General features: G+C 64.3%; 16 protein-coding genes. 9 read left to right on the forward strand and 7 right to left on the reverse strand.

Annotation, left to right across the window (positions count from 1 at the left end; genetic code table 11):
• Window positions 1-2: 2 nt before the first annotated feature.
• Both V6X30_RS01955 and V6X30_RS01960 read left to right on the forward strand, forming a co-directional pair.
• Window positions 3-695: an ABC transporter permease gene (locus V6X30_RS01955; RefSeq protein ID WP_367982962.1), complete on the forward strand. Its 693-nt coding sequence runs from the start codon at window positions 3-5 to the stop codon at window positions 693-695.
• Entirely contained in the window at window positions 692-1,378 is a 687-nt protein-coding gene (locus tag V6X30_RS01960; RefSeq protein ID WP_367982963.1) for an ABC transporter permease, read from the forward strand. Before V6X30_RS01955 ends, V6X30_RS01960 begins: the two co-directional genes overlap by 4 nt.
• On the opposite strand, the gene V6X30_RS01965 is transcribed toward V6X30_RS01960, so the two are convergent.
• On the reverse strand, window positions 1,353-1,994 hold the full coding sequence (locus tag V6X30_RS01965; RefSeq protein WP_367982964.1) for a GNAT family N-acetyltransferase: 642 nt from the start codon (window positions 1,992-1,994) through the stop codon (window positions 1,353-1,355). The genes V6X30_RS01960 and V6X30_RS01965 overlap by 26 nt on opposite strands.
• Before the next feature lie 108 nt (window positions 1,995-2,102).
• Here V6X30_RS01965 and V6X30_RS01970 point away from each other — a divergent pair, with 108 nt between their 5' ends.
• From V6X30_RS01970 to ppx, 4 genes are read left to right on the forward strand one after another with little or no spacing between them, the layout of a single operon-like run.
• Window positions 2,103-2,663: a hypothetical protein gene (locus V6X30_RS01970; protein ID WP_367982965.1), complete on the forward strand. Its 561-nt coding sequence runs from the start codon at window positions 2,103-2,105 to the stop codon at window positions 2,661-2,663.
• Between the two features lie 26 nt (window positions 2,664-2,689).
• Window positions 2,690-3,085: a DUF2721 domain-containing protein gene (locus V6X30_RS01975; protein WP_367982966.1), complete on the forward strand. Its 396-nt coding sequence runs from the start codon at window positions 2,690-2,692 to the stop codon at window positions 3,083-3,085.
• The gene (locus V6X30_RS01980; RefSeq protein WP_367982967.1) at window positions 3,082-4,155 is read left to right on the forward strand and encodes a GGDEF domain-containing protein; all 1,074 of its coding nucleotides are present in this window, start codon (window positions 3,082-3,084) and stop codon (window positions 4,153-4,155) included. Before V6X30_RS01975 ends, V6X30_RS01980 begins: the two co-directional genes overlap by 4 nt.
• A gap of 14 nt (window positions 4,156-4,169) precedes the next feature.
• A complete protein-coding gene (ppx, locus tag V6X30_RS01985) occupies window positions 4,170-5,699 on the forward strand; it encodes an exopolyphosphatase (RefSeq protein WP_367982968.1) in 1,530 nt (509 codons plus the stop codon).
• Here the strand turns inward: ppx and ppk1 are convergent, their stop codons facing one another.
• From ppk1 to sthA, 3 genes are all read right to left on the reverse strand, one after another.
• Window positions 5,700-7,778 carry a polyphosphate kinase 1 gene (gene ppk1 / locus V6X30_RS01990; RefSeq protein WP_367982969.1) on the reverse strand — a complete coding sequence of 693 codons (2,079 nt, stop codon included), beginning with the start codon at window positions 7,776-7,778 and terminating at the stop codon, window positions 5,700-5,702. It abuts the gene before it with no gap.
• A gap of 69 nt (window positions 7,779-7,847) precedes the next feature.
• The gene (locus tag V6X30_RS01995) at window positions 7,848-8,273 is read right to left on the reverse strand and encodes an acyl-CoA thioesterase (RefSeq protein WP_367982970.1); all 426 of its coding nucleotides are present in this window, start codon (window positions 8,271-8,273) and stop codon (window positions 7,848-7,850) included.
• A gap of 9 nt (window positions 8,274-8,282) precedes the next feature.
• Complete coding sequence (gene sthA, locus V6X30_RS02000; protein ID WP_367982971.1) at window positions 8,283-9,680, reverse strand: Si-specific NAD(P)(+) transhydrogenase; 1,398 nt, start codon at window positions 9,678-9,680, stop codon at window positions 8,283-8,285.
• Window positions 9,681-9,817: 137 nt separating this feature from the next.
• On the opposite strand from sthA, the gene V6X30_RS02005 reads away from it, so the two are divergent.
• Window positions 9,818-11,995 (forward strand): malate synthase G, encoded by a 2,178-nt coding sequence (locus tag V6X30_RS02005; RefSeq protein ID WP_367982972.1) that lies wholly within the window; start codon window positions 9,818-9,820, stop codon window positions 11,993-11,995.
• Window positions 11,996-12,115: 120 nt separating this feature from the next.
• Here the strand turns inward: V6X30_RS02005 and acnA are convergent, their stop codons facing one another.
• The 3 genes from acnA to mnmA form a co-directional block, all read right to left on the reverse strand.
• Window positions 12,116-14,866, reverse strand: coding sequence for an aconitate hydratase AcnA (gene acnA, locus V6X30_RS02010; protein WP_367982973.1), 2,751 nt, complete (start codon window positions 14,864-14,866; stop codon window positions 12,116-12,118).
• Window positions 14,867-14,998: 132 nt separating this feature from the next.
• On the reverse strand, window positions 14,999-15,616 hold the full coding sequence (gene hflD / locus V6X30_RS02015; RefSeq protein ID WP_367982974.1) for a high frequency lysogenization protein HflD: 618 nt from the start codon (window positions 15,614-15,616) through the stop codon (window positions 14,999-15,001).
• A complete protein-coding gene (gene mnmA / locus V6X30_RS02020; RefSeq protein WP_367982975.1) occupies window positions 15,603-16,724 on the reverse strand; it encodes a tRNA 2-thiouridine(34) synthase MnmA in 1,122 nt (373 codons plus the stop codon). The genes hflD and mnmA overlap by 14 nt, the downstream gene beginning before the upstream one ends.
• A gap of 93 nt (window positions 16,725-16,817) precedes the next feature.
• Here mnmA and clpS point away from each other — a divergent pair, with 93 nt between their 5' ends.
• Window positions 16,818-17,138: an ATP-dependent Clp protease adapter ClpS gene (gene clpS / locus V6X30_RS02025; RefSeq protein WP_367982976.1), complete on the forward strand. Its 321-nt coding sequence runs from the start codon at window positions 16,818-16,820 to the stop codon at window positions 17,136-17,138.
• A gap of 58 nt (window positions 17,139-17,196) precedes the next feature.
• Window positions 17,197-19,467 (forward strand): ATP-dependent Clp protease ATP-binding subunit ClpA, encoded by a 2,271-nt coding sequence (gene clpA / locus V6X30_RS02030; protein ID WP_367982977.1) that lies wholly within the window; start codon window positions 17,197-17,199, stop codon window positions 19,465-19,467.
• Window positions 19,468-19,473 lie beyond the last annotated feature (6 nt).

Consider the following 19,473-nt stretch of genomic DNA (forward strand, 5'->3'; position numbering starts at 1 on the left):
CCATGGATCTCCAGGGATTTGGCGCGCAGCTCGCCTCGGGCACCTGGATCACGGTGCAGCTGGCACTTGCCAGCATGGCCTGCGCCGTGGTCCTGGGCTTGCTCGGGGCCAGCGCCAAGACCGCCGGGCCAGCGCCGCTGCGCTGGCTCGGTACGGCTTACACCGGAATGGTGCGGGGGCTGCCCGAGCTGCTGGTCATCCTGCTGGTCTATTTCGGGGCGGCCATGGTGGTCAACCAGGCCGCCTCGGCACTCGGCTACACCGATTATATTGAGCTCTCGCCGTTCGTTGCCGGCGTGATCGCGCTGGCGTTCAATTACGGCGCCTATATGACCGAGGTGTTTCGGGGGGCACTGGCGACCATTCCCCGGGGCCATACCGAAGCCGGCATGGCACTGGGGATGGGACGCCTGCGGATTTTCCGCCGCATCGTCCTGCCCCAGGTCTGGCGGGTGGCGCTGCCGGCGAGCGGCAATATCTTCCTTGCCCTGCTCAAGGACACCGCCCTCGTGTCGGTGATCGGTCTTGAGGACCTTATGCGCGAGACGGCCATCGCCGTGGGCTACAGCAAGCAGCCGTTCACCTTTTACCTGGCGGCCGCGTTCATCTATCTGGGTCTCACCGCGGTGGCGACATTGGGCATCCATTGGCTGGAGCGTCGCACGACGCACGGCATGAGGACGCTCAGCGGATGAACTGGCAGGTCATGATCGATAGCCTGCCGGCGCTGGCCGAGGGCGCCATGGTCACCCTGGAGCTGGTGGTCATCTCGGGGGTCTTCGGGGTGCTGCTGGCGGTGCCCATGGCCATGGCGAGGGTGTCGCCACGTCCCTGGTTGCGGGCGCTGCCCCTGGCACATATCTATTTCTTTCGCGGAACGCCGCTGCTGGTGCAGATCTATCTGGTCTACTACGGGCTGGGTCAGTTCGAGGCGGTGCGTGATTCGCTGCTCTGGCCTTATCTTCGCGAGGCGTACTGGTGCGCCATCATCGCCTTTACGTTGAACACCTCCGCCTACACCGCGGAAATCCTTCGGGGTGCCATCCAGTCGGTACCGCGCGGTGAGATCGAGGCGGCCGAGGCGGTTGGCATGAGCCCGGCGCTCATCTGGCGTCGCATCCGGTTGCCGCGTGCATTCCGCATTGCCCTGCCGGCGTACAGCAACGAGGTCATCCTCATGCTCAAGGGCAGTGCCCTTGCCAGCACCATCACCCTGATGGACCTGACCGGGGTGGCACGGACCATCATCGCGCGGACCTATACCCCGGTGGAGCTGTTTCTCGCCGCCGGTCTGCTCTATGTTTTGCTGGCCTTCCTCATTCTCGGCGGCTTCCGCCTGGTCGAGCGACGCCTTAATCGGCACCTCCAGCCTCGCTAAAGGCAGCCGCTGCCTCGCCGGACCAGGGCAGATGGATGCCGTCTCCGGTCGCTGCGGGGAGGAGGCCGCGAGATCGCGGATCCGCCACCCATTCAAGGCGCGTCCCGAAGATGCGGAATCCGGCGTGCTGGTAAAAGCCGACTGCCTCCGCTGAGTCTTCGCTGCAGGTGTGCAGCCAGACACGTCGGGTCCCCCTGGACAAGGCATCGGTGAGGACGGTGCGCATCAGCCGTCCACCCAGCCCGTGCCCCCGTGCCGCGGGTGTCAGTCCGAAATGCAGGATCTCTGCATCCAGCGGATTGCGATAGACCAACTCACAGAAGCCGGCACATTCGCCACCGGCATCGACCCGCCAGCACTGCTGCGCGGGATCCGCGAGGTCGGCGATGATGCGCGCCTCCCCCATGGCCAGCCGGCCGTGCCACAGCCACGGATTGCCCACACGGTGATAGGCGTCGAGATAGTCCTCCAGTCCCGGGCGCCAGCGTTGCGCGGGCTCGGACGGCGGCATCGGCTCCATCGGCCATTGCTCGAGGAAAACGACCCGCGAGCTGTAGGCATAGCGAACCGGATCGTATGTTCGCGAAAACGGGGGCAGGCAATTGATGTCGTCCATCGCCCGAGTATAACCAAGCCGCCGCATCCGGTATTGTTGACACGTAACCTTGGCGGGCTGCTACCGTGCCGCTTCGTCAAGTCAAGTCCCGAGCGGATGGAGTCAGGAATGTCGAAAGCTTATCTGCGCAGTCAGGCAATGCGCGTTTTCATGGCGCTGGTCTGCGCCGCCGCCCTCGCCGGTGGCGTTCAGGCCCAGAATGCCGGCGGGCAGTCATCCGGTCAGCAGCAGGAGCTGCAGCAACTACAGCAGACGCTCAGCTCCATCCGCCAGCAGGCCATGGAGGAAAATCCGGGGCTGCAGGAGCGTCAGCAGGTGCTGGAGGATCAGATGATGTCGCGTATGCGCGATGAGGGCGTTGATCCGCGCGAGGACGTCATGCGCCTCCAGGATATCGCGCGCGAGCTGCGCGGCGGCGAGGTGGCAGAGGAAGAGCGGGCGAGCCTCATGGAGGAGTATCAGAACACCCGCCAGGAGCTCCTCGCGGCGCGTCGCACCGCCATGGAGGATGAGCGCATCAAGAATGCCCAGCTCGAGCTGCAGGATGATCTCGTCAGCGCCATGACCGAGCAGAACGCCGACGTGCCGGAGATGATCGACCGCTTTGAGACACTGCGCTCGCAGATGGCGGGCGGCGGACGCGCCGGTTCGGGTCAGATGAGCCGCTGAACGGCTGGCCAAGAGGCACTGACGGTATGGATCTGACGCTGGGGACACCATCGCTGTTGTTCCCGGCGGTCTCCCTCCTCCTGCTGGCCTATACCAACCGCTTCCTCGCCCTCGCTTCCCTCATTCGGGATCTGCAGGCCCAGTACTCCAGTACACAGCGCCACAGCCTGCTGGCGCAGATCGATAATCTCCGCCGTCGGGTCCATCTGATCCAGTATATGCAGGCCAGCGGCGCTGCCAGCCTGTTATTCTGCGTCGCGAGCATGTTCCTGATTTTCGGCGGAATGATCGTCGCGGCCCACTGGCTTTTCGGTGCCAGCCTTGTACTGATGATGCTGTCGCTGGCGCTATCCGTGCGGGAGATCTGGATATCCGTGACCGCACTCGATATCCAGCTCTCGGAGATGGAGTCTGATCAGTGAATGCCTCGCTGGGGCTGCTACTGCCCACCGAAGACCCGCGCCAGTCTCTGCGCGTCCGTCGTTTCCTGCTGGCGGCCACCGTGTATGCCCTCGCCGTGGCGCTCATGGGGCTTTACGTGCGTCAGGGGCTGTTGTCGTCTCCGGAATGGCAGCTGCTGAGCCTGGTCATCCTGCTGGTCAATGTGGGGCTCTATGCCCTTTTGCGCAGCGGTCGTAACGAGCGCTTCGCGGATCCCAGCCTGACCGGTGTGCAGATGTTTCTGGTCTGTCTGATCATGGGGCTGACCATGTATCTGCTCGATGGCGGCCGCGGCGGGCTGCTGCTGCTTTTCCTGGTGCTGCTCATGTTCGGTGTGCTGCGACTCAACGCTCGCCAGTTCACCGCCCTCGGGGGGTTTGCGCTGCTCTGCTATGCCGTCGCCGTGGGCGCGGTATGGCAGCAACGCCCGGAAGATTTTAATGCCCAGGTGGAGTTGCTGCATCTGGTGGCCCTCAGCACGCTGGTCCCATGCGGTGGCTTTTTTGCCAGCCATATCAGCCGCCTGCGTCGGTTGCTGCGGGAGCGGCAGATTGATCTGCAGCGGGCGCGCGAGGAGGTCCATGACCTGCGGGTGCTTGATCCGCTCACCGGCATCAGTAACCGCAGCGCCATCATCGCCTTCCTTGAGCAGGAGAGCAGGCGCGCCGAGCGGTTGGGTCAGCCCCTTTCGGTACTGCTGCTGGATCTGCGGCAGTTCAAGCGCATCAATCGCGAGTTCGGCCATCGCACCGGCGACGAAATCCTGCGTGAGGTGGCCCGGCGCCTGCGCCGTTGTGTCCGCGACATCGATGGGCTCGGCCGTTATGGCGGCGAGGAATTCCTGATCGTTCTGCCGGATACGCCCGAGGAAGACGCCATCAGGCTCGGTGGGCGTCTCAGCGAGTGCATCCAGGGGCAGCGTTTCTCTCAGCTGCCGGCACGCCAGCGCATGCGATGTGCCATGGGCGTCAGTCCGGTGCGGCAATCCGATGAGGATATCTGGCAGGTGATCGAGCGGGCACGCGCCGAGAGTGAGACAACGGAGGCCTGAGGAGGGGGGAGCCGATGGGCAGCAAGGAAGCCGAAAGCGCCGTATCCGTCAGCGATGCGACTGAAGTGGCAGCCGTTGATCTGGGATCGAACAGCTTCCATATGATCATCGCCCGTCCCGAGGACAATGGGCTCAGGATGGTCGACAAGCTACGCGAGTCGGTCCGCCTGGCGGCCGGCCTCGATTCTGACAAGCGGCTCTCCGAGGCGGCACGGGAGCGGGCGCTGGCCTGCCTGGAGCGTTTTGGACAACGCGTCAGGGAATTGCCGGCGGGTTCGGTGCGGGCGGTGGGGACCAACACCCTGCGCCAATCCCGCAATGCCCGCAGATTTCTCCGCGAGGCCGAAGCGGCGCTGGGTCATCCGATCCAAATCGTCTCCGGTTACGAGGAGGCACGCCTGATCTACCTGGGCGTGGCCCACAGCATCGCCGACGACGACGCCCGCCGGCTTGTCATGGATATCGGCGGGGGGAGTACCGAGTTCATCATCGGTGAGCACTTCATCCCGCGCGAGATGGAAAGCCTGCATATGGGCTGCGTGAGCGCCACCCGGCGGCATTTCCCTGATGGTGCGATCACCGAAGAGCGTCTTCGCAAGGCCGAGCTCGCCGCGCGTCGCGAGCTTGAACCCATCGCCGACCGTTACCGGCGCCTGGGCTGGGACCGAGCGATCGGGGCGTCCGGCACCATCCGCGCCATCGAACGATGCCTGCGGACGAATGGCTGGACTGAGAGCGGGATCGATCCGGCCGGTCTTGATCATCTGCGCCGCGCGCTGGTGAAGGCGGGGCATGTGGACCGGCTGAAACTCGATGGCGTCAACGCCGACCGCGCGGAAGTCCTGCCAGGGGGGTTCGCGGTCCTCATGGGCGCATTCCGCCAGCTCGGCCTGACCCGCATGGAAGCGGCGGACGGGGCGCTCCGTGAGGGGCTCCTGTTTGATCTCATCGGCCGTATCCGTCACGAGGATGTGCGCAGTGCCAGCATCCTCGCCATGGCGCGGCGCTATCACGCCGATTCCGAGCAGGCCCGGCGGGTCGCCACCCTGGCCGAGTATTTACGCGCCGAGGTCGCCGACGACTGGTCGCTGGGGGGTAACGCGGCCCGGGACATGCTGGGCTGGGCGGCGCAGGTGCATGAAATCGGCCTGGATATCTCCCACAGCCAGTATCACAAGCATGGCGAGTATATCGTCCGCCATAGCGACCTGGCGGGCTTCTCGCGCGAAGAGCAGCTGGTGCTGGCGACGCTGGTCCGGGCGCACCGGCGTAAATTCCCCCGGAGTGCCTTTCGCGATCTGCCGGAGGACTGGGAGAAACCGGCCATGCGGCTCGCCGTGCTGCTGCGAATTGCCGTGGGGCTGCACCGGGCGCGCAGCGACGAGCCCCTGCCAGCGGTGGATCTGCGGGCCTCTGGCCGCAAGCTCACCGTCGCCTTCCCGGCGCGCTGGCTTGACGAGAATGCGCTGGTGGAAGCGGATCTGGGCGAAGAGGCGGCCTATCTCGAAGCAGCCGGCTTTCGCTTGAAGATCGAGCGATCCTGATCAGCTACCTTCGCCGTATCCCTCCAGCAGGGCTGTCTGCGCGCTGACGGCCTCGTCGCCATCGCTCGGTGCAAGCCGCCGATACTCGCCGTCGGCATCCAGAATCCAGGCCTGGGTATTGTCGGCGAGATAGGTCTGCAGATCCGCAATGACCCGATCCCGCAGTTCGCTATCAAGCAACGGGAAGGCGGTTTCGACGCGCCGGAAGAAATTGCGCTCCATCCAGTCGGCGGAGCTGCAGAAAAGCTCCGGTTCGCCATCATTGGCGAAGTAGAACACCCGGGTATGCTCCAGGAAGCGGCCGATGATCGACCGAACCCGGATATTGTCGCTCACGCCGGCTACGCCGGGCCGCAGGCAGCACATGCCGCGCACGATCAGATCGATCTGTACGCCGGCCTGAGAGGCGGCATAGAGTGCCCGGATGACCTTGGGTTCCACCAGCGAGTTGACCTTGATGATGATCCGTCCGCTGCGGCCCGCCTCGGCATGGGCCCGCTCGCGACCGATCTTCTCGATCATGCCGGGGTGCAGCGTGAAGGGCGATTCCAGCAGATGGCTCAGCGCTGAGACCTTGCCCAGGCTGGTGAGTTGCAGGAAAACCCGATGGACATCCTCGCCAATGGCGCTATTGGCGGTGAGCAGGCCATAGTCGGTATAGAGCCGGGCGGTGCGCGAGTGGTAGTTGCCCGTGCCAAGATGCACGTAGTGGCGCAGTCGACGGCCCTCGCGGCGGACCACCAGCATCATCTTGGCGTGGGTCTTGTGTCCCACGACGCCGTAGACGACATGGGCACCGGCTTCCTGAAGGCGGTTGGCCAGGCCGATATTGGCTGCCTCATCGAAGCGGGCGCGCAGCTCCACCACCACGGTCACTTCCTTGCCGGCCTGAGCCGCTGCCACCAGATGATCCACCACGGCGGAGTCCGGGCCGGTCCGGTAGAGGGTCTGCTTGACCGCCAGCACATCCGGATCCTGCGCCGCCTGGCGTAGCAGCTCCACCACCGGGGCGAAGGACTCGAACGGGTGATGCAGCAATACATCGCGTCGGCGCATGACCTTGAAGATATCGCCGCCATGACTCAGTTCGGTGGGCAGCCCCGGCGTGAAGCCCGGATACTTCAGGTCCGGCCGGTCGACGAGGTCACAGACCGCCAGCAGGCGGTTGAGGTTGACCGGTCCGTTGACCTGATACAGGGCCTCTGGTTCGAGCTCGAATTCGTCGAGCAGGAAGCTCGCCATGTGTTCGGGGCAGTTGGCCGCCACCTCCAGGCGGACCGCGTCGCCGTAGCGTCGCGAGGGCAGTTCGCCCTCCATCGCCCGCAGAAGGTCGTCCACTTCTTCCTCGTCGACGTAAAGATCGGAGTTCCGCGTGACCCGGAACTGGTAACAGCCGGTGGCGTTCATGCCCGGAAACAGATCGGTGACATGGGCATGGATGATCGATGACAGGAAGACGAAGTCGTAGGGGGCACTACCATCGAGGTCAGCCGGCAACTGGATGATCCGGGGCAGGGCTCGGGGGGCCTGCACCACGGCCATGCCACTGCTCCGGCCGAAGGCGTCCTTGCCCTCGAGCGAGACGATGAAGTTCAGGCTTTTGTTGAGCACCTGCGGGAACGGATGCGCTGGATCCAGTCCGAGGGGGCTCAGAATGGGAAGGAGTTCGGTCTCGAAATAGCCGCGGATCCAGCTCTGCTGATCGGCGGTCCACTCATTGCGACGCAGAAAGCGGATGCCGGCCGCGGCGAGCGCCGGGGTGACCTCATCGTTGAGCAGGCGGTACTGCTCCTCGACCAGGGCATGGGCCCGCTCGCTGATCTCCCGTAGCACCTGCTGCGGCGTGCGATTGTCCGGACCGCTCTGGCCGACGCCCATCTCCCGGGCCTGACGCAGACCCGCCACGCGGATCTCGAAGAACTCATCCATGTTCGAACTGGCGATGCAGAGAAACTTCAACCGCTCCAGCAGGGGGTTGGTCGTATCGGCCGCCTGGGCCAGGACCCGGCGGTTGAACTCCAGCAGGCTGAGCTGGCGGTTGAGATACAGGGCGGGCTGATTAAGATCGTCGGCTTCCATTGCGGTTTATCCTTCTAGCTCCATGCCGAGGGTAGACCAGGATGGTTTCCAGCGCATTACGGCCGCGAGTCACTCACTCAGTCGCTCGCGGAAGCCTGGCGGAGCACTGGCCGGGCGGCGTCGCTGGTAGTCGAAGCAGATGACGCCGGTCCGCGCGCGGGCGATTTCCCGGCAGTCGCCCCGCCGGGTCAAGCGGTAGAAGAAGTCGCAGCCCCGTCGATGGAATGCCGCGGCGCCGATATCAATATCCAGGCAGTCTCCCGCAAAGCCCTCGGCCCGGAACCGAATGGCGGCATCCGCCACCACCAGGCCGACGCCCCCGACATCACCCTCGCCAAGGCCAAGCGAGGCCAGCCACGCGGCGCGTGCTTCCTGGCAGTACATCAGGACGCGCTCATTGCCCATATGCCCGCCGTGATTGATGTCGGTGACCCGGATGATCAGCGAATGCCGGAAGGGCAGCGTTTCGGGCAGATCGATGCGTTCCCGCGGCATGGCCGGCGCTCAGCTGACCCGGTTGTAGCCGTTCAGGGCCGCCACCCGGTAGCCCTCCGCCATGGTCGGGTAGTTGAAGGTGGTGTTCATGAAATAGCGCAGCGTATTGCCTGGTGCCGGCTGGGCCATGATGGCCTGGCCGATATGGACGATTTCCGCGGCTTGGTCGCCGAAGCAGTGGATGCCGAGCAGTTCGAGGGTCTCGGCATGGAACAGAATCTTGAGCATGCCGACGGTCTGCCCGGAGATCTGGGCCCGCGCCAGGTCCTTGAAAAAGGCATGGCCCACCTCATAGGGCACCCGCTCGTCGGTCAGTTCCCGCTCGGTACGCCCGACGGAGCTGATCTCGGGGATCGTGTAGATGCCGGTCGGCACGTCGTGCGCCAGTCGGTAGTCACAATCGCCCTCGAGCATGTGGGTGGCGGCGTAGCGTCCCTGGTCATAGGCGGCGCTGGCCAGGCTGGGGTAGCCGATGACATCGCCCACCGCGTAGATATGCGGCTGGGCGGTCTGGAAGTCCTCATTGACCTCGATCTGCCCGCGGCTGTTGGGCATGATGTCGAGCGCTTCGAGGCCCATGCCATCGGTGTTGCCCGTGCGGCCATTGGCCCAGAGCAGCAGGTCGCCCCGCAGGCGTTTGCCGGACTTGAGCGCCAGCGTCACGCCCTGTGCATCGGCCTGGATGCTTTCATACTCCTCGCGATGCCGGATCAGCACGCCATGCTCGCGCAGGTGATAGGAAATGGCATCGGAGATTTCGTCATCGAGGAACGCGAGCATCCGCTCGCGGGTATTGATCAGGTCCACCTTGATCCCGAGTCCGCGGAAGATCGATGCGTATTCGCTTCCGATGACGCCGGCGCCGTAGATGATCACGCTGCGTGGCGTGTGATCCAGCTCCAGGATCTGGTCACTGTCGCGGATGCGGTCATGAGCGAAGTCGACATCCGCCGGCCGATAGGGGCGGGAGCCGGTGGCGATCAGGAAATGCCCGGCGCTGAGTCGACTGGCGCGCCCGTCCGGGCCGGTGAGCTCGAGGGTGTGGGGGTCCAGAAAACGGGCCTCACCCTGCAGGACGGGAACGTCGTTTCTGAGGTAGAAGCGACTGCGCAGCCCGACCTGCTGCTCGATGACCTGTCGGGCATGACGCAACATGGTCGGGAAGGAGAGGTGTCTCGGTTCACCGGCCTCCCGGAAGAGCGGGGAGCTGTTGTACTCCATCAGCCGCCGGACGTTGTGGCGCAGCGCCTTGGAGGGGATCGTGCCCCAGTGCGTGCAACCGCCGCCCACTTCACGATGACGCTCGATCATCGCCACGCGCTGACCGCCCTTGGCGAGTTTCATGGCGGCGCCTTCGCCCGCTGGTCCGCTACCGAGCACAAGGGTGTCGAAGTGTTGATCGCTCATGGCGTCCGCTCCGCGATAAATTGGCGATGATACCAGCCATGACGCGGCCTCGCCTTTAAGAAGGGGCCTTGCTGGTTTATTTTATCGGGTCGGAATTACAGAACGTATTTCACAAACATCGTGACGAGGATGAGGCAATGACGGAGCGCGTGCAGGTTGCAGGGTTGCAGGTGGCAAAGCCACTCCATGAGCTGATCGGCAGGGAGGCGATTGCCGGGACCGGCGTAGAAGAGCAGGCCTTCTGGCAGGGCCTTGCGGATATCGTCGCCGACCTGGGGCCGCGCAACCGGGCACTTCTCGAGCGGCGCGAGACGCTGCAGGCGCAGATCGATCAGTGGCATCGTGACAACCCGGGCGGGCATGCCGACCCGGGTTATCGGACCTACCTCGAGGAGATCGGCTATCTCCAGCCCGAGGTCGGGGATTTTCAGGTCTCGACAGCCAATGTTGACGCCGAGATTGCCGAGGTGGCGGGCCCGCAGCTTGTGGTGCCGCTCAGCAACGCACGCTATGCACTGAATGCCGCCAACGCCCGCTGGGGCAGTCTCTACGACGCGCTCTACGGCACGGATGCCATTCCCGAGACCGAGGGGCTGGAGCGCGGATCGCAGTTCAACGCCGAGCGTGCCCGGCATGTCGTGGCCTGGGCGGCCGCCTTTCTGGATGCCAGCTTTCCGCTGGCGGCCGGGTCGCATGCAGACGTCAGCGCCTACCGGGTAGAGCCGGGTGATCCGGCCCACACGCTGCGCGTAACCCTCGCTGATGGCGGAGAAACGGGTCTCGCCGACAACGATCAGTTCATGGGCTTCTCCGGTGACGCCGCCGCGCCGACGGGCATTCTGCTGCGTCGCCACGGACTGCACGCGGAGATCAGCATCGATGCCGAGGATCCCATCGGCAGGAATCACCCGGCGGGTGTCCGCGACGTACTCCTCGAGTCGGCGCTGACCGCCATTCAGGACTGCGAGGATTCGGTGGCCGCGGTGGACGGCGAGGACAAGTCCCTGGTCTATGCCAACTGGCTGGGGCTGATGCGTGGTGATCTCGAGGAGCGGTTCTACAAGCAGGGGCGAGAGGTGGTCCGCACCCTCAATCCCGATCGCCACTACACCGGGGCGGACGGCAATCCACTGACCCTGCAGGGGCGCAGTCTGATGCTGGTGCGCAACGTGGGCCATCTGATGACGACGCCGGCGGTCCTGGACGCGGACGGCAACGAGATCCCCGAGGGCTTTCTCGATGCGATCTGCACCTCGCTCATCGCCATGCATGATCTCGAGCGCGATGGAGGGAACAGCCGCACGGGCAGTGTCTACATCGTCAAGCCGAAGATGCATGGCCCCGAGGAGGTGGCGCTGGCGGTCGAATTGTTCGCCCGCGTCGAGCAGATCCTCGGTCTGCCGGAGAATACGCTCAAGGTCGGCGTGATGGACGAGGAGCGTCGTACCACCGTCAACCTCAAGGCCTGCATTCGTGAGGCGCGGGAGCGGCTTATCTTCATCAATACCGGTTTCCTGGATCGCACCGGTGATGAAATCCACACCAGCATGGAAGCCGGCCCGATGATTCGCAAGGCGGCCATGAAGCAGTCGCGCTGGCTCAACGCCTACGAGGACTGGAATGTGGACAACGGCCTTGCCTGCGGACTGCCGGGTCATGCCCAGATCGGCAAGGGCATGTGGCCCATGCCCGATCGTATGGCCGACATGCTCGAGGCGAAGATCGGGCATCCGCGGGCTGGCGCCAACTGCGCCTGGGTGCCATCACCCACGGCGGCCACCCTGCACGCGACGCATTATCACCAGGTGGATGTGCGTGAGCGGCAGGCGGAGCTCGCCGGGCAGTCACGGGCAAGCATCGATGACCTGCTGACGATTCCGGTCGCCGAGGATACCAACTGGTCAGAGACCGAAATCCGCGAGGAGCTGGAGAACAACTGCCAGGGCATCCTCGGTTACGTGGTGCGCTGGATCGAGCAGGGCATCGGCTGCTCGAAGGTGCCGGACATCAACGATATCGGCCTGATGGAGGACCGTGCCACGCTGCGGATCTCCAGCCAGCATATCGCCAACTGGCTCTACCACGGCATCGTGAGCGAGGATCAGGTGATGGATACCATGAAGCGCATGGCGGCCGTCGTGGACCGGCAGAACGCGGACGATCCCACCTACACACCGATGGCGCCCGGCTTTGACGGGATCGCCTTCCAGGCCGCCTGTGATCTGGTGTTCAAGGGCCGCGAGCAGCCCAGTGGGTATACCGAACCGCTGCTCCACGCCCATCGGCTGGCGCTCAAGGCAGGGCAGGGCGAATAACCGCGGACTCCCGATCGCCGGATCCTTTCGGCGCGCATTAAAAAAGCCCGGCCAATTGGCCGGGCTTTTTCTGTTCAGGGCTTGCGGAGCAGCGGCGGGCGCTACTCCGCGAGGATGGCCTCAGGCCGCCTGTGACCGCTGGGCGAGGCCGCGCAGGACGTAGTGCAGGATGCCGCCGTTGCGGAAGTACTCCCACTCGGTCGGGGTGTCGATCCGCACCCGCGCCTCGAAGCTCTTGACCTCGCCATCCGGCGTGACAGCCCGCACGGTCACCGAGGAGGGCTCCGACTCGAGACTGCCGATGCTGAACGTCTCCTCACCGGTCAGCCCGAGGCTCTCGGCGCTGTCGCCCTCGGCGAACTGCAGCGGGACCACGCCAAAGCCCACCAGGTTGGAGCGGTGGATGCGCTCGTAGCTCTCGGCGATGACCATGCGCACGCCCAGCAGCGCGGTGCCCTTGGCCGCCCAGTCACGACTCGAGCCGGTGCCGTACTCCTTGCCGGCCAGAACCACCAGCGGAGTCGACTCCTCCTTGTACCTCATGGCCGCGTCATAGATGGAGGTCTGCTCACCCGTCGGGAAGTAGGTGGTCCAGCTGCCCTGTGTGCCGGGTGCAAGCTCGTTCTTGAGCCGCACATTGGCGAAGGTGCCGCGCATCATGACCTCATGATTGCCGCGTCGTGAGCCGTAGCTGTTGAAGTCCTGGGGCAGGATGCCGAGTGACTGCAGGTACTTGCCTGCCGGGCTGTCGGCCTTGATCGCGCCGGCCGGCGAGATATGGTCGGTGGTGATGGAATCACCCACTTTGACCAGGCAACGTGCCTGCTTGATCTCCGAGATATCCCCCGGCTCCAGATCCATACCCTCGAAGTAGGGAGGGTTGCGCACATAGGTGGAATCCGGCCACTCGTAGATCTCTCCCTCCGGTGCCGGCAGCTCGCGCCAGGTCGTGGAGCCCTCGAAGACGTTGGCGTACTGCTCGCGGTACATCTTCGAGTTGATGTGATCCTCGATGATGTCGGCGATCTCCTTCTGGCTGGGCCAGATGTCCTTGAGGTAGACCGGCTCGCCATTGCGGTCCTCGCCGATGGGATCCCGGGAGATATCCTTCGCGACGCTACCGGCCAGGGCGTAGGCTACCACCAGCGGCGGCGAGGCCAGGTAGTTGGCGGGGACATCCGGATGGATCCGGCCTTCGAAATTGCGGTTGCCGGAGAGGACGCCGGAGACCATGAGATCTCCTTCGCGGATGGCGTCGGTGATTTCATCCGGCAGCGGTCCCGAGTTACCGATGCAGGTCGTGCAGCCGAAGCCCACGACGTTGAAGCCCAGGGCTTCGAGCGGCTCCATGAGGCCCGCATCGCCGAGGTAGGCCGGTACCACCTGCGAACCCGGAGCGAAGGATGTCTTCACCCACGGCTTGGTGGTCAGACCACGCTCATGGGCCTTCTTGGCGACCAGGCCTGCGGCCACCAGCACCGCCGGGTTGGAGGTGTTCGTGCACGAGGTGATGGCGGCGATGACAACGTCGCCATGGTTGAGCATGAATTCCTCGCCGTTGAGCTTCACGTTCACGGCGCCGGCTTCATGCCAGAACTGGTTTCCGGGCGCCGTGTCGCCGCCTTCACCCTCAAACCGGGCCTCGTCCGCATCCGGCATGGTGCCGCGGGCGGTGAGTTCCTCTTCCAGGTAGTTGAGGAATGCCGGCTTGGCGTCGGTGAGGGCGATACGGTCCTGGGGGCGTTTGGGGCCGGCGATGCTGGGCACCACGTCGGCAAGGTCGAGCTCGACCACATCGGTGTAGTCGGCATGCCGGGAACCCGTTTCGCGCCACATGCCCTGCTCGCGGGCGTAGGCCTCGACCAGCGCGATGGTTTCCTCGTCGCGACCGGAAACCCTCAGATACTCAATGGTCTCGGCGTCGATCGGGAAGATGCCGCAGGTTGCGCCATACTCCGGCGCCATGTTGCCGATGGTGGCCCGGTCCGCCAGCGGCAGGTTGTCCAGGCCGTCGCCGAAGAACTCGACGAACTTGCCGACCACGCCCTTCTTGCGCAGCATCTCGGTGACGGTCAGCACCAGATCGGTGGCCGTCGCGCCCTCGCGCAGCTCGCCGTTCAGCTTGAAGCCGATCACTTCCGGCACCAGCATAGTGATGGGCTGACCGAGCATGGCGGCTTCCGCTTCGATGCCGCCTACACCCCAGCCGAGGACGCCGAGGCCGTTGACCATGGTGGTGTGGGAGTCGGTGCCGACAAGGGTATCCGGATAGGCCAGCGTGCCCTCCTCGGTTTCCTTGGTGAATACCGCCTTCGAGAGATATTCCAGGTTGACCTGGTGGACAATGCCCGTCCCCGGCGGCACGACACGGAAGTTCGAGAAGGCCTTCTGGCCCCAGCGCAGGAACTTATAGCGCTCTTCGTTTCGCTTGAACTCGATCTTGGTATTGAGATCAAGGGCATTGCTGGTGCCGAAGTGATCGACCATCACCGAGTGGTCGATGACCAGATCGGCCGGCTCCAGCGGATTGATCAGGTTGGGGTCGCCGCCGAGCTGTTTCATCGCATCGCGCATCGCAGCCAGATCCACGACTGCCGGGACGCCAGTGAAGTCCTGCAGGACCACGCGGGCAGGCATGAAGGAGATCTGCTCGCCCGGCCCGCCCTTGGGATCCCAGTTGCAGACCGCTTCGATCTGTTCGCTGGTCACATTGCGGCCATCCTCCTTGCGGAGAAGGTTCTCCAGCAGGACTTTCAGCGAGAAGGGCAGACGGTCGACATCATGGCGATCCTTGAGCGCATCGAGTCGGTAGATCCCGTACTGCTTGCCCTTCACGTCCAGCGTTCCGCGGGCACCGTAACTGTTACTCATGACTTCCTCCCGAAATCGTCGTGCGCGCAAGGCACCTCTGTTTTAGTGGGCTATTCACCCGGTTTACCGGCCAGAATTCTACATGATGCAGCGCCGCAAGGGGATGCCCCGAGTTGCCCTGCATCAACCGCGTCATGTCTCCGCGAGTGCCGCCTGAGCCGATTCGATCACCCGCCGCCGTCCAAAGACAAGCCGGAGCCGACCGCCGCCATTGAGCTGCCAGAGTCCGGCGGCCCGAATAGCCGCCAGGAGCAGGCTGCGAATGAGCGCCGCGTTACGGGCATCCTGTAAATAGACCGCATGACCCTGGACCAGGATCCGCGGTCGCAGGGTGCTGATGTGCTCACTGTAAAGATCAGCGACGTTGTGGATGACGCTGTCATGCGTGAGCTCACCGAAATAATCGGCCTGGGCGCGTGCCCGGTCGAGGCCTTGCGCGAGTTCCTGCAGACGCTGGCGATCGCGTCGCAGGCGCCGTTCGAGCTGCATGACGCTGATCAGGTAGCGGGTCAGATGCATGGCCGCTGGCTGGGTCAGATGACCGATTAAATCGCGCAGTCCCGGATCCAGTGCCCCCGGACCACCGTAGAGCGGCTCAATGGAGCCCTGGTAGTCGCCCAGAAGCCCGCTGATACAGGTTTCGGTGCGCTTGCGGTCATTGCCGCCGTGCTCAGCAAGGTTGCGGACTTCGCTCAGCGCCTGGAATACCGCTCCCAGGGCCAGCACCCGCTCGTGTTCAGGCTGCGCCACTGACCAGGCTCCGTTCCACCGGCAGACGCTCATCGATGATGCCCCCACCGAGGCACCGCTCGCCGTCATAGATCACCACGGATTGACCGGGGGCGACGGCGCGTTGCGGAGCGTCGAAGATCAGTTCCCGGCGCCCGTCCGCACGGGGTGTGAGCCGGCCCGGCTGATCCGGCTGCCGGTGCCGTAGTCGGGCGGTACAACGGATCGGCCGGTCAGGACCCTTGCCGTCCACCCAGTGCCAGTCACCGGCGAGGAGTCCGTGATTCATCAATGCGGGGTGATCATGGCCCTGTGCGACCACCAGGCGATTGCCGGGCAGGTCCTTCTCAGCGACATACCAGGGCAGTCCGGGGCAGTTGGCCCGACCACCCAGATTGAGGCCGCGCCGCTGGCCGATCGTGTAGAAGGCAAGCCCCTGGTGGCGGCCGACTTCGTCGCCTTCGACGGTGACGATCGGCCCCGGCTGTCGATCGATGTAGCGCGCCAGGAATGCCTGGAAGTCACGCTCGCCGATGAAGCAGATCCCGGTGCTGTCGGTTTTGTTGAAATTGGCAAAGCCGGCGGCGTCGGCCATTGCCCGCACGCGGGGTTTGGTGAGGCCGGCAAGCGGGAAAATGGCCGCTTCGAGTTGTTCCTGATCTAGCGTATACAGGAAGTAGGTCTGGTCCTTGTTGACGTCGGCGGCACGCAGCAGCGTTCTCACCCCCGGCTCGCCGCCGATGCCGGCATAATGGCCGGTCGCCACTTGATCGGCGCCAAGGCGTCGCGCATGGTCGACGAATGCGCGGAACTTGATACGCTGGTTGCAGAGGATGTCGGGGTTGGGTGTCCGTCCGGCCCGGAACTCTCTCAGGCAGTGGTCGAATACCTCGCTGCGGTAGGCGGCAGCGAAATTAGCGCGATGCAGCGGGATGCCAAGGACTTCGGCGACTTGAAGGGCATCGGCGTAGTCGGCCTCGGCCGAGCACTGGGTCTCGGTATCGTCGTCTTCCCAGTTCTTCATGAAAAGGCCCTCGACGCGGTAGCCCTGCTCGCGCAGGAGCCAGGCGCTGACCGCCGAGTCGACGCCGCCGGAGAGGCCAACGATGACGCGTGAATCCCTGTTCATGGCGTGGAGGATAACATTGGCGATTGCCCGTCGACCTTTTAGAATCCATCAACAATCCCCATCTTGTTGATACCGGCCCCGGGACGAGCGGTGATGAGTGAAGAGAACGATCCGAAACGCGACGATGATCTGTCGGTCGAAGAGGCGAAGCCCAGCGTCAAGCAGCCGCCGCTCTATCGCGTCGTCCTCCTCAATGACGACTACACGCCCATGGAATTCGTGGTAGAGGTGTTGCAGACGTTCTTCCGGATGGACCGGGACCAGGCGACGCAGGTCATGCTCCACGTCCACACCCGCGGCAAGGGGGTGTGCGGCGTATTCAGCCGCGACATTGCGGAGACCAAGGTCGATCAGGTCAACGACCATGCCCGCGAGAATGATCACCCGCTCATGTGCACGATGGAGCCGGCATGAGCCGGAACCGATCCGGGACGAACCGGGTCAAACCAACAGGATTTCAGGTGAGAGGCCGATGCTAAGCAAAGAGCTCGAGTTCACGTTGAACCTCGCTTTCAAGGAGGCGCGTGACAAGCGTCATGAATTCCTCACGGTGGAGCATCTGCTGCTGGCGTTGACCGACAACCCGGCGGCACTCGAGGTGCTGCGTGCCTGCGGTGCGGATCTTGACGCCCTGCGACAGGATCTGGAGGCGTTTCTCGACGAGACCACGCCCCTGCTGCCGCCCAACGACAACCGTGAGACTCAGCCCACGCTGGGTTTTCAGCGCGTCCTGCAGCGCGCCATCCTGCATGTGCAGTCCTCCGGCAAGAAGGAGGTCAGTGGTGCCAATGTGGTGGTCGCGATCTTCAGTGAGCAGGAGTCACAGGCGGTCTATTTCCTCCACAAGCAGAACATCTCCCGGCTGGACGCGGTGAATTTCCTCTCCCACGGCATCTCGAAGGTGTCCGGCGAGGAGGGAAGCAGCGAGCCCGATCCTTCTCAGGAGGAGGGTGAAACCGCCGAGGAAGGTGGTAGCGCCAAGCCGCTGGAGAGCTTCGCGACGGATCTCAATGCCCGTGCCCGGCAGGGTCGGACCGATCCGCTGATCGGCCGAAAACACGAGGTCGAGCGCACCATCCAGATCCTCTGTCGGCGGCGCAAGAACAACCCGCTCTACGTGGGCGAGGCGGGCGTCGGCAAGACCGCGATCGCTGAGGGGCTCGCCAAGCTCATCGAGGATGGCGATGTGCCGGAAGTGCTCGCCGATGCCACCATCTACTCCCTTGATCTGGGCGCGCTGGTGGCGGGCACGAAGTACCGCGGCGACTTCGAGAAGCGCCTCAAGGGGCTGCTGGCACAGCTCAAGAAGGAAGAGCACGCGATTCTCTTCATCGACGAGATCCACACCATCATTGGCGCGGGGTCGGCGTCTGGCGGCGTCATGGATGCTTCCAACCTGCTCAAGCCCATGCTCGCCAGCGGTGAGCTGAAGTGCATCGGCTCCACGACCTACCAGGAATACCGGGGCGTATTCGAAAAGGATCGCGCCCTGGCCCGTCGCTTCCAGAAAATCGACGTGCCCGAGCCGACGGTGGATGAAACCGTGCAGATCCTTCGAGGGCTGAAAGACCGGTTTGAATCCCATCATGGGGTGCGCTACACCCATCCGGCACTGGAATCGGCAGCGGAGCTGGCGGCCAAGTACATCACCGACCGGCACTTACCGGACAAGGCCATTGATGTCATCGATGAGGCCGGTGCCAACCACCGTCTACTCCCGCCGTCGCGGAAGAAAAAGACCGTGGGCGTCGGCGATGTGGAGACCATCGTCGCCAAGATGGCGCGTATCCCTCCCAAGCGTGTGTCCACCTCGGACATGCGGCTGCTCGAGACCATGGAGAAGGACCTCAAGCGCGTGATCTATGGCCAGGACGAGGCCATCGATACGCTCGCGGCGACCATCAAGATGTCCCGCGCCGGCCTGCGTGATACCGAAAAGCCGGTGGGTAGCTTCCTTTTCGCCGGCCCGACCGGCGTCGGCAAGACCGAGGTGACCCGGCAGCTTGCCGAGATCATGGGGATCAACCTGATCCGCTTCGACATGTCCGAGTACATGGAACGGCATACGGTCTCCCGACTGATCGGTGCACCACCGGGCTATGTCGGTTTCGACCAGGGCGGACTGCTTACCGAGGAGGTGCTCAAGCATCCCCATTCGGTGGTCCTGCTGGACGAGATCGAGAAGGCCCATCCGGATGTCTTCAACCTGCTCCTGCAGGTGATGGACCATGGCTCGCTGACTGACAATAACGGGCGGCACGCCGACTTCCGCAACGTCATCCTGGTCATGACGACCAACGCCGGCGCGGAGGAGCAGAGCCGGAGGACCATCGGCTTCACGCCGCAGGATCAGAGCAGCGATGCGCTCGAGGTGATCCGCAAGCAGTTCACGCCGGAATTCCGCAACCGGCTGGATGCCATCATCCAGTTCAACGGCCTGGCCGCCGAGGTGATTCAGCGGGTGGCGGAAAAGTTCATCCGCGAGTTACGCCATCAGCTGGCGGAGAAGCGCGTGACCCTCGAGGTGAGTGACGAAGCCAGGGCGTGGCTGGCGGAACAGGGCTATGATCCGAAGATGGGCGCACGGCCGATGGCACGGCTCATCCAGGATAAGCTCAAACGTCCTCTGGCTGACGAGCTGCTGTTCGGACGTCTCGCCAACGGTGGCCATGTGCGGGTGGATCTAGATGAGACCGGCGAAGCGCTGGCCTTTCACATCGATACGCCGGAGCCGGTCGAGTAGACCGGC

It is taken from the genome of Spiribacter sp. 1M189, from assembly GCF_040838345.1.
Classification (GTDB): Bacteria; Pseudomonadota; Gammaproteobacteria; order Nitrococcales; family Nitrococcaceae; genus Spiribacter; species Spiribacter insolitus.

What these genes read in the sequence shown, in the direction of transcription:
- ppk1 (WP_367982969.1), bottom strand. Translation starts at nt 7,778, where the DNA reads ATGGAAGCCGACGATCTTAATCAGCCCGCCCTGTATCTCAACCGCCAG.
- V6X30_RS01995 (WP_367982970.1), bottom strand. Translation starts at nt 8,273, where the DNA reads ATGCCGCGGGAACGCATCGATCTGCCCGAAACGCTGCCCTTCCGGCAT.
- V6X30_RS02005 (WP_367982972.1), top strand. Translation starts at nt 9,818, where the DNA reads ATGACGGAGCGCGTGCAGGTTGCAGGGTTGCAGGTGGCAAAGCCACTC.
- acnA (WP_367982973.1), bottom strand. Translation starts at nt 14,866, where the DNA reads ATGAGTAACAGTTACGGTGCCCGCGGAACGCTGGACGTGAAGGGCAAG.
- V6X30_RS01965 (WP_367982964.1), bottom strand. Translation starts at nt 1,994, where the DNA reads ATGGACGACATCAATTGCCTGCCCCCGTTTTCGCGAACATACGATCCG.
- V6X30_RS01960 (WP_367982963.1), top strand. Translation starts at nt 692, where the DNA reads ATGAACTGGCAGGTCATGATCGATAGCCTGCCGGCGCTGGCCGAGGGC.
- V6X30_RS01970 (WP_367982965.1), top strand. Translation starts at nt 2,103, where the DNA reads ATGTCGAAAGCTTATCTGCGCAGTCAGGCAATGCGCGTTTTCATGGCG.
- V6X30_RS01975 (WP_367982966.1), top strand. Translation starts at nt 2,690, where the DNA reads ATGGATCTGACGCTGGGGACACCATCGCTGTTGTTCCCGGCGGTCTCC.
- mnmA (WP_367982975.1), bottom strand. Translation starts at nt 16,724, where the DNA reads ATGAACAGGGATTCACGCGTCATCGTTGGCCTCTCCGGCGGCGTCGAC.
- clpA (WP_367982977.1), top strand. Translation starts at nt 17,197, where the DNA reads ATGCTAAGCAAAGAGCTCGAGTTCACGTTGAACCTCGCTTTCAAGGAG.
- clpS (WP_367982976.1), top strand. Translation starts at nt 16,818, where the DNA reads ATGAGTGAAGAGAACGATCCGAAACGCGACGATGATCTGTCGGTCGAA.
- V6X30_RS01955 (WP_367982962.1), top strand. Translation starts at nt 3, where the DNA reads ATGGATCTCCAGGGATTTGGCGCGCAGCTCGCCTCGGGCACCTGGATC.
- ppx (WP_367982968.1), top strand. Translation starts at nt 4,170, where the DNA reads ATGGGCAGCAAGGAAGCCGAAAGCGCCGTATCCGTCAGCGATGCGACT.
- sthA (WP_367982971.1), bottom strand. Translation starts at nt 9,680, where the DNA reads ATGAGCGATCAACACTTCGACACCCTTGTGCTCGGTAGCGGACCAGCG.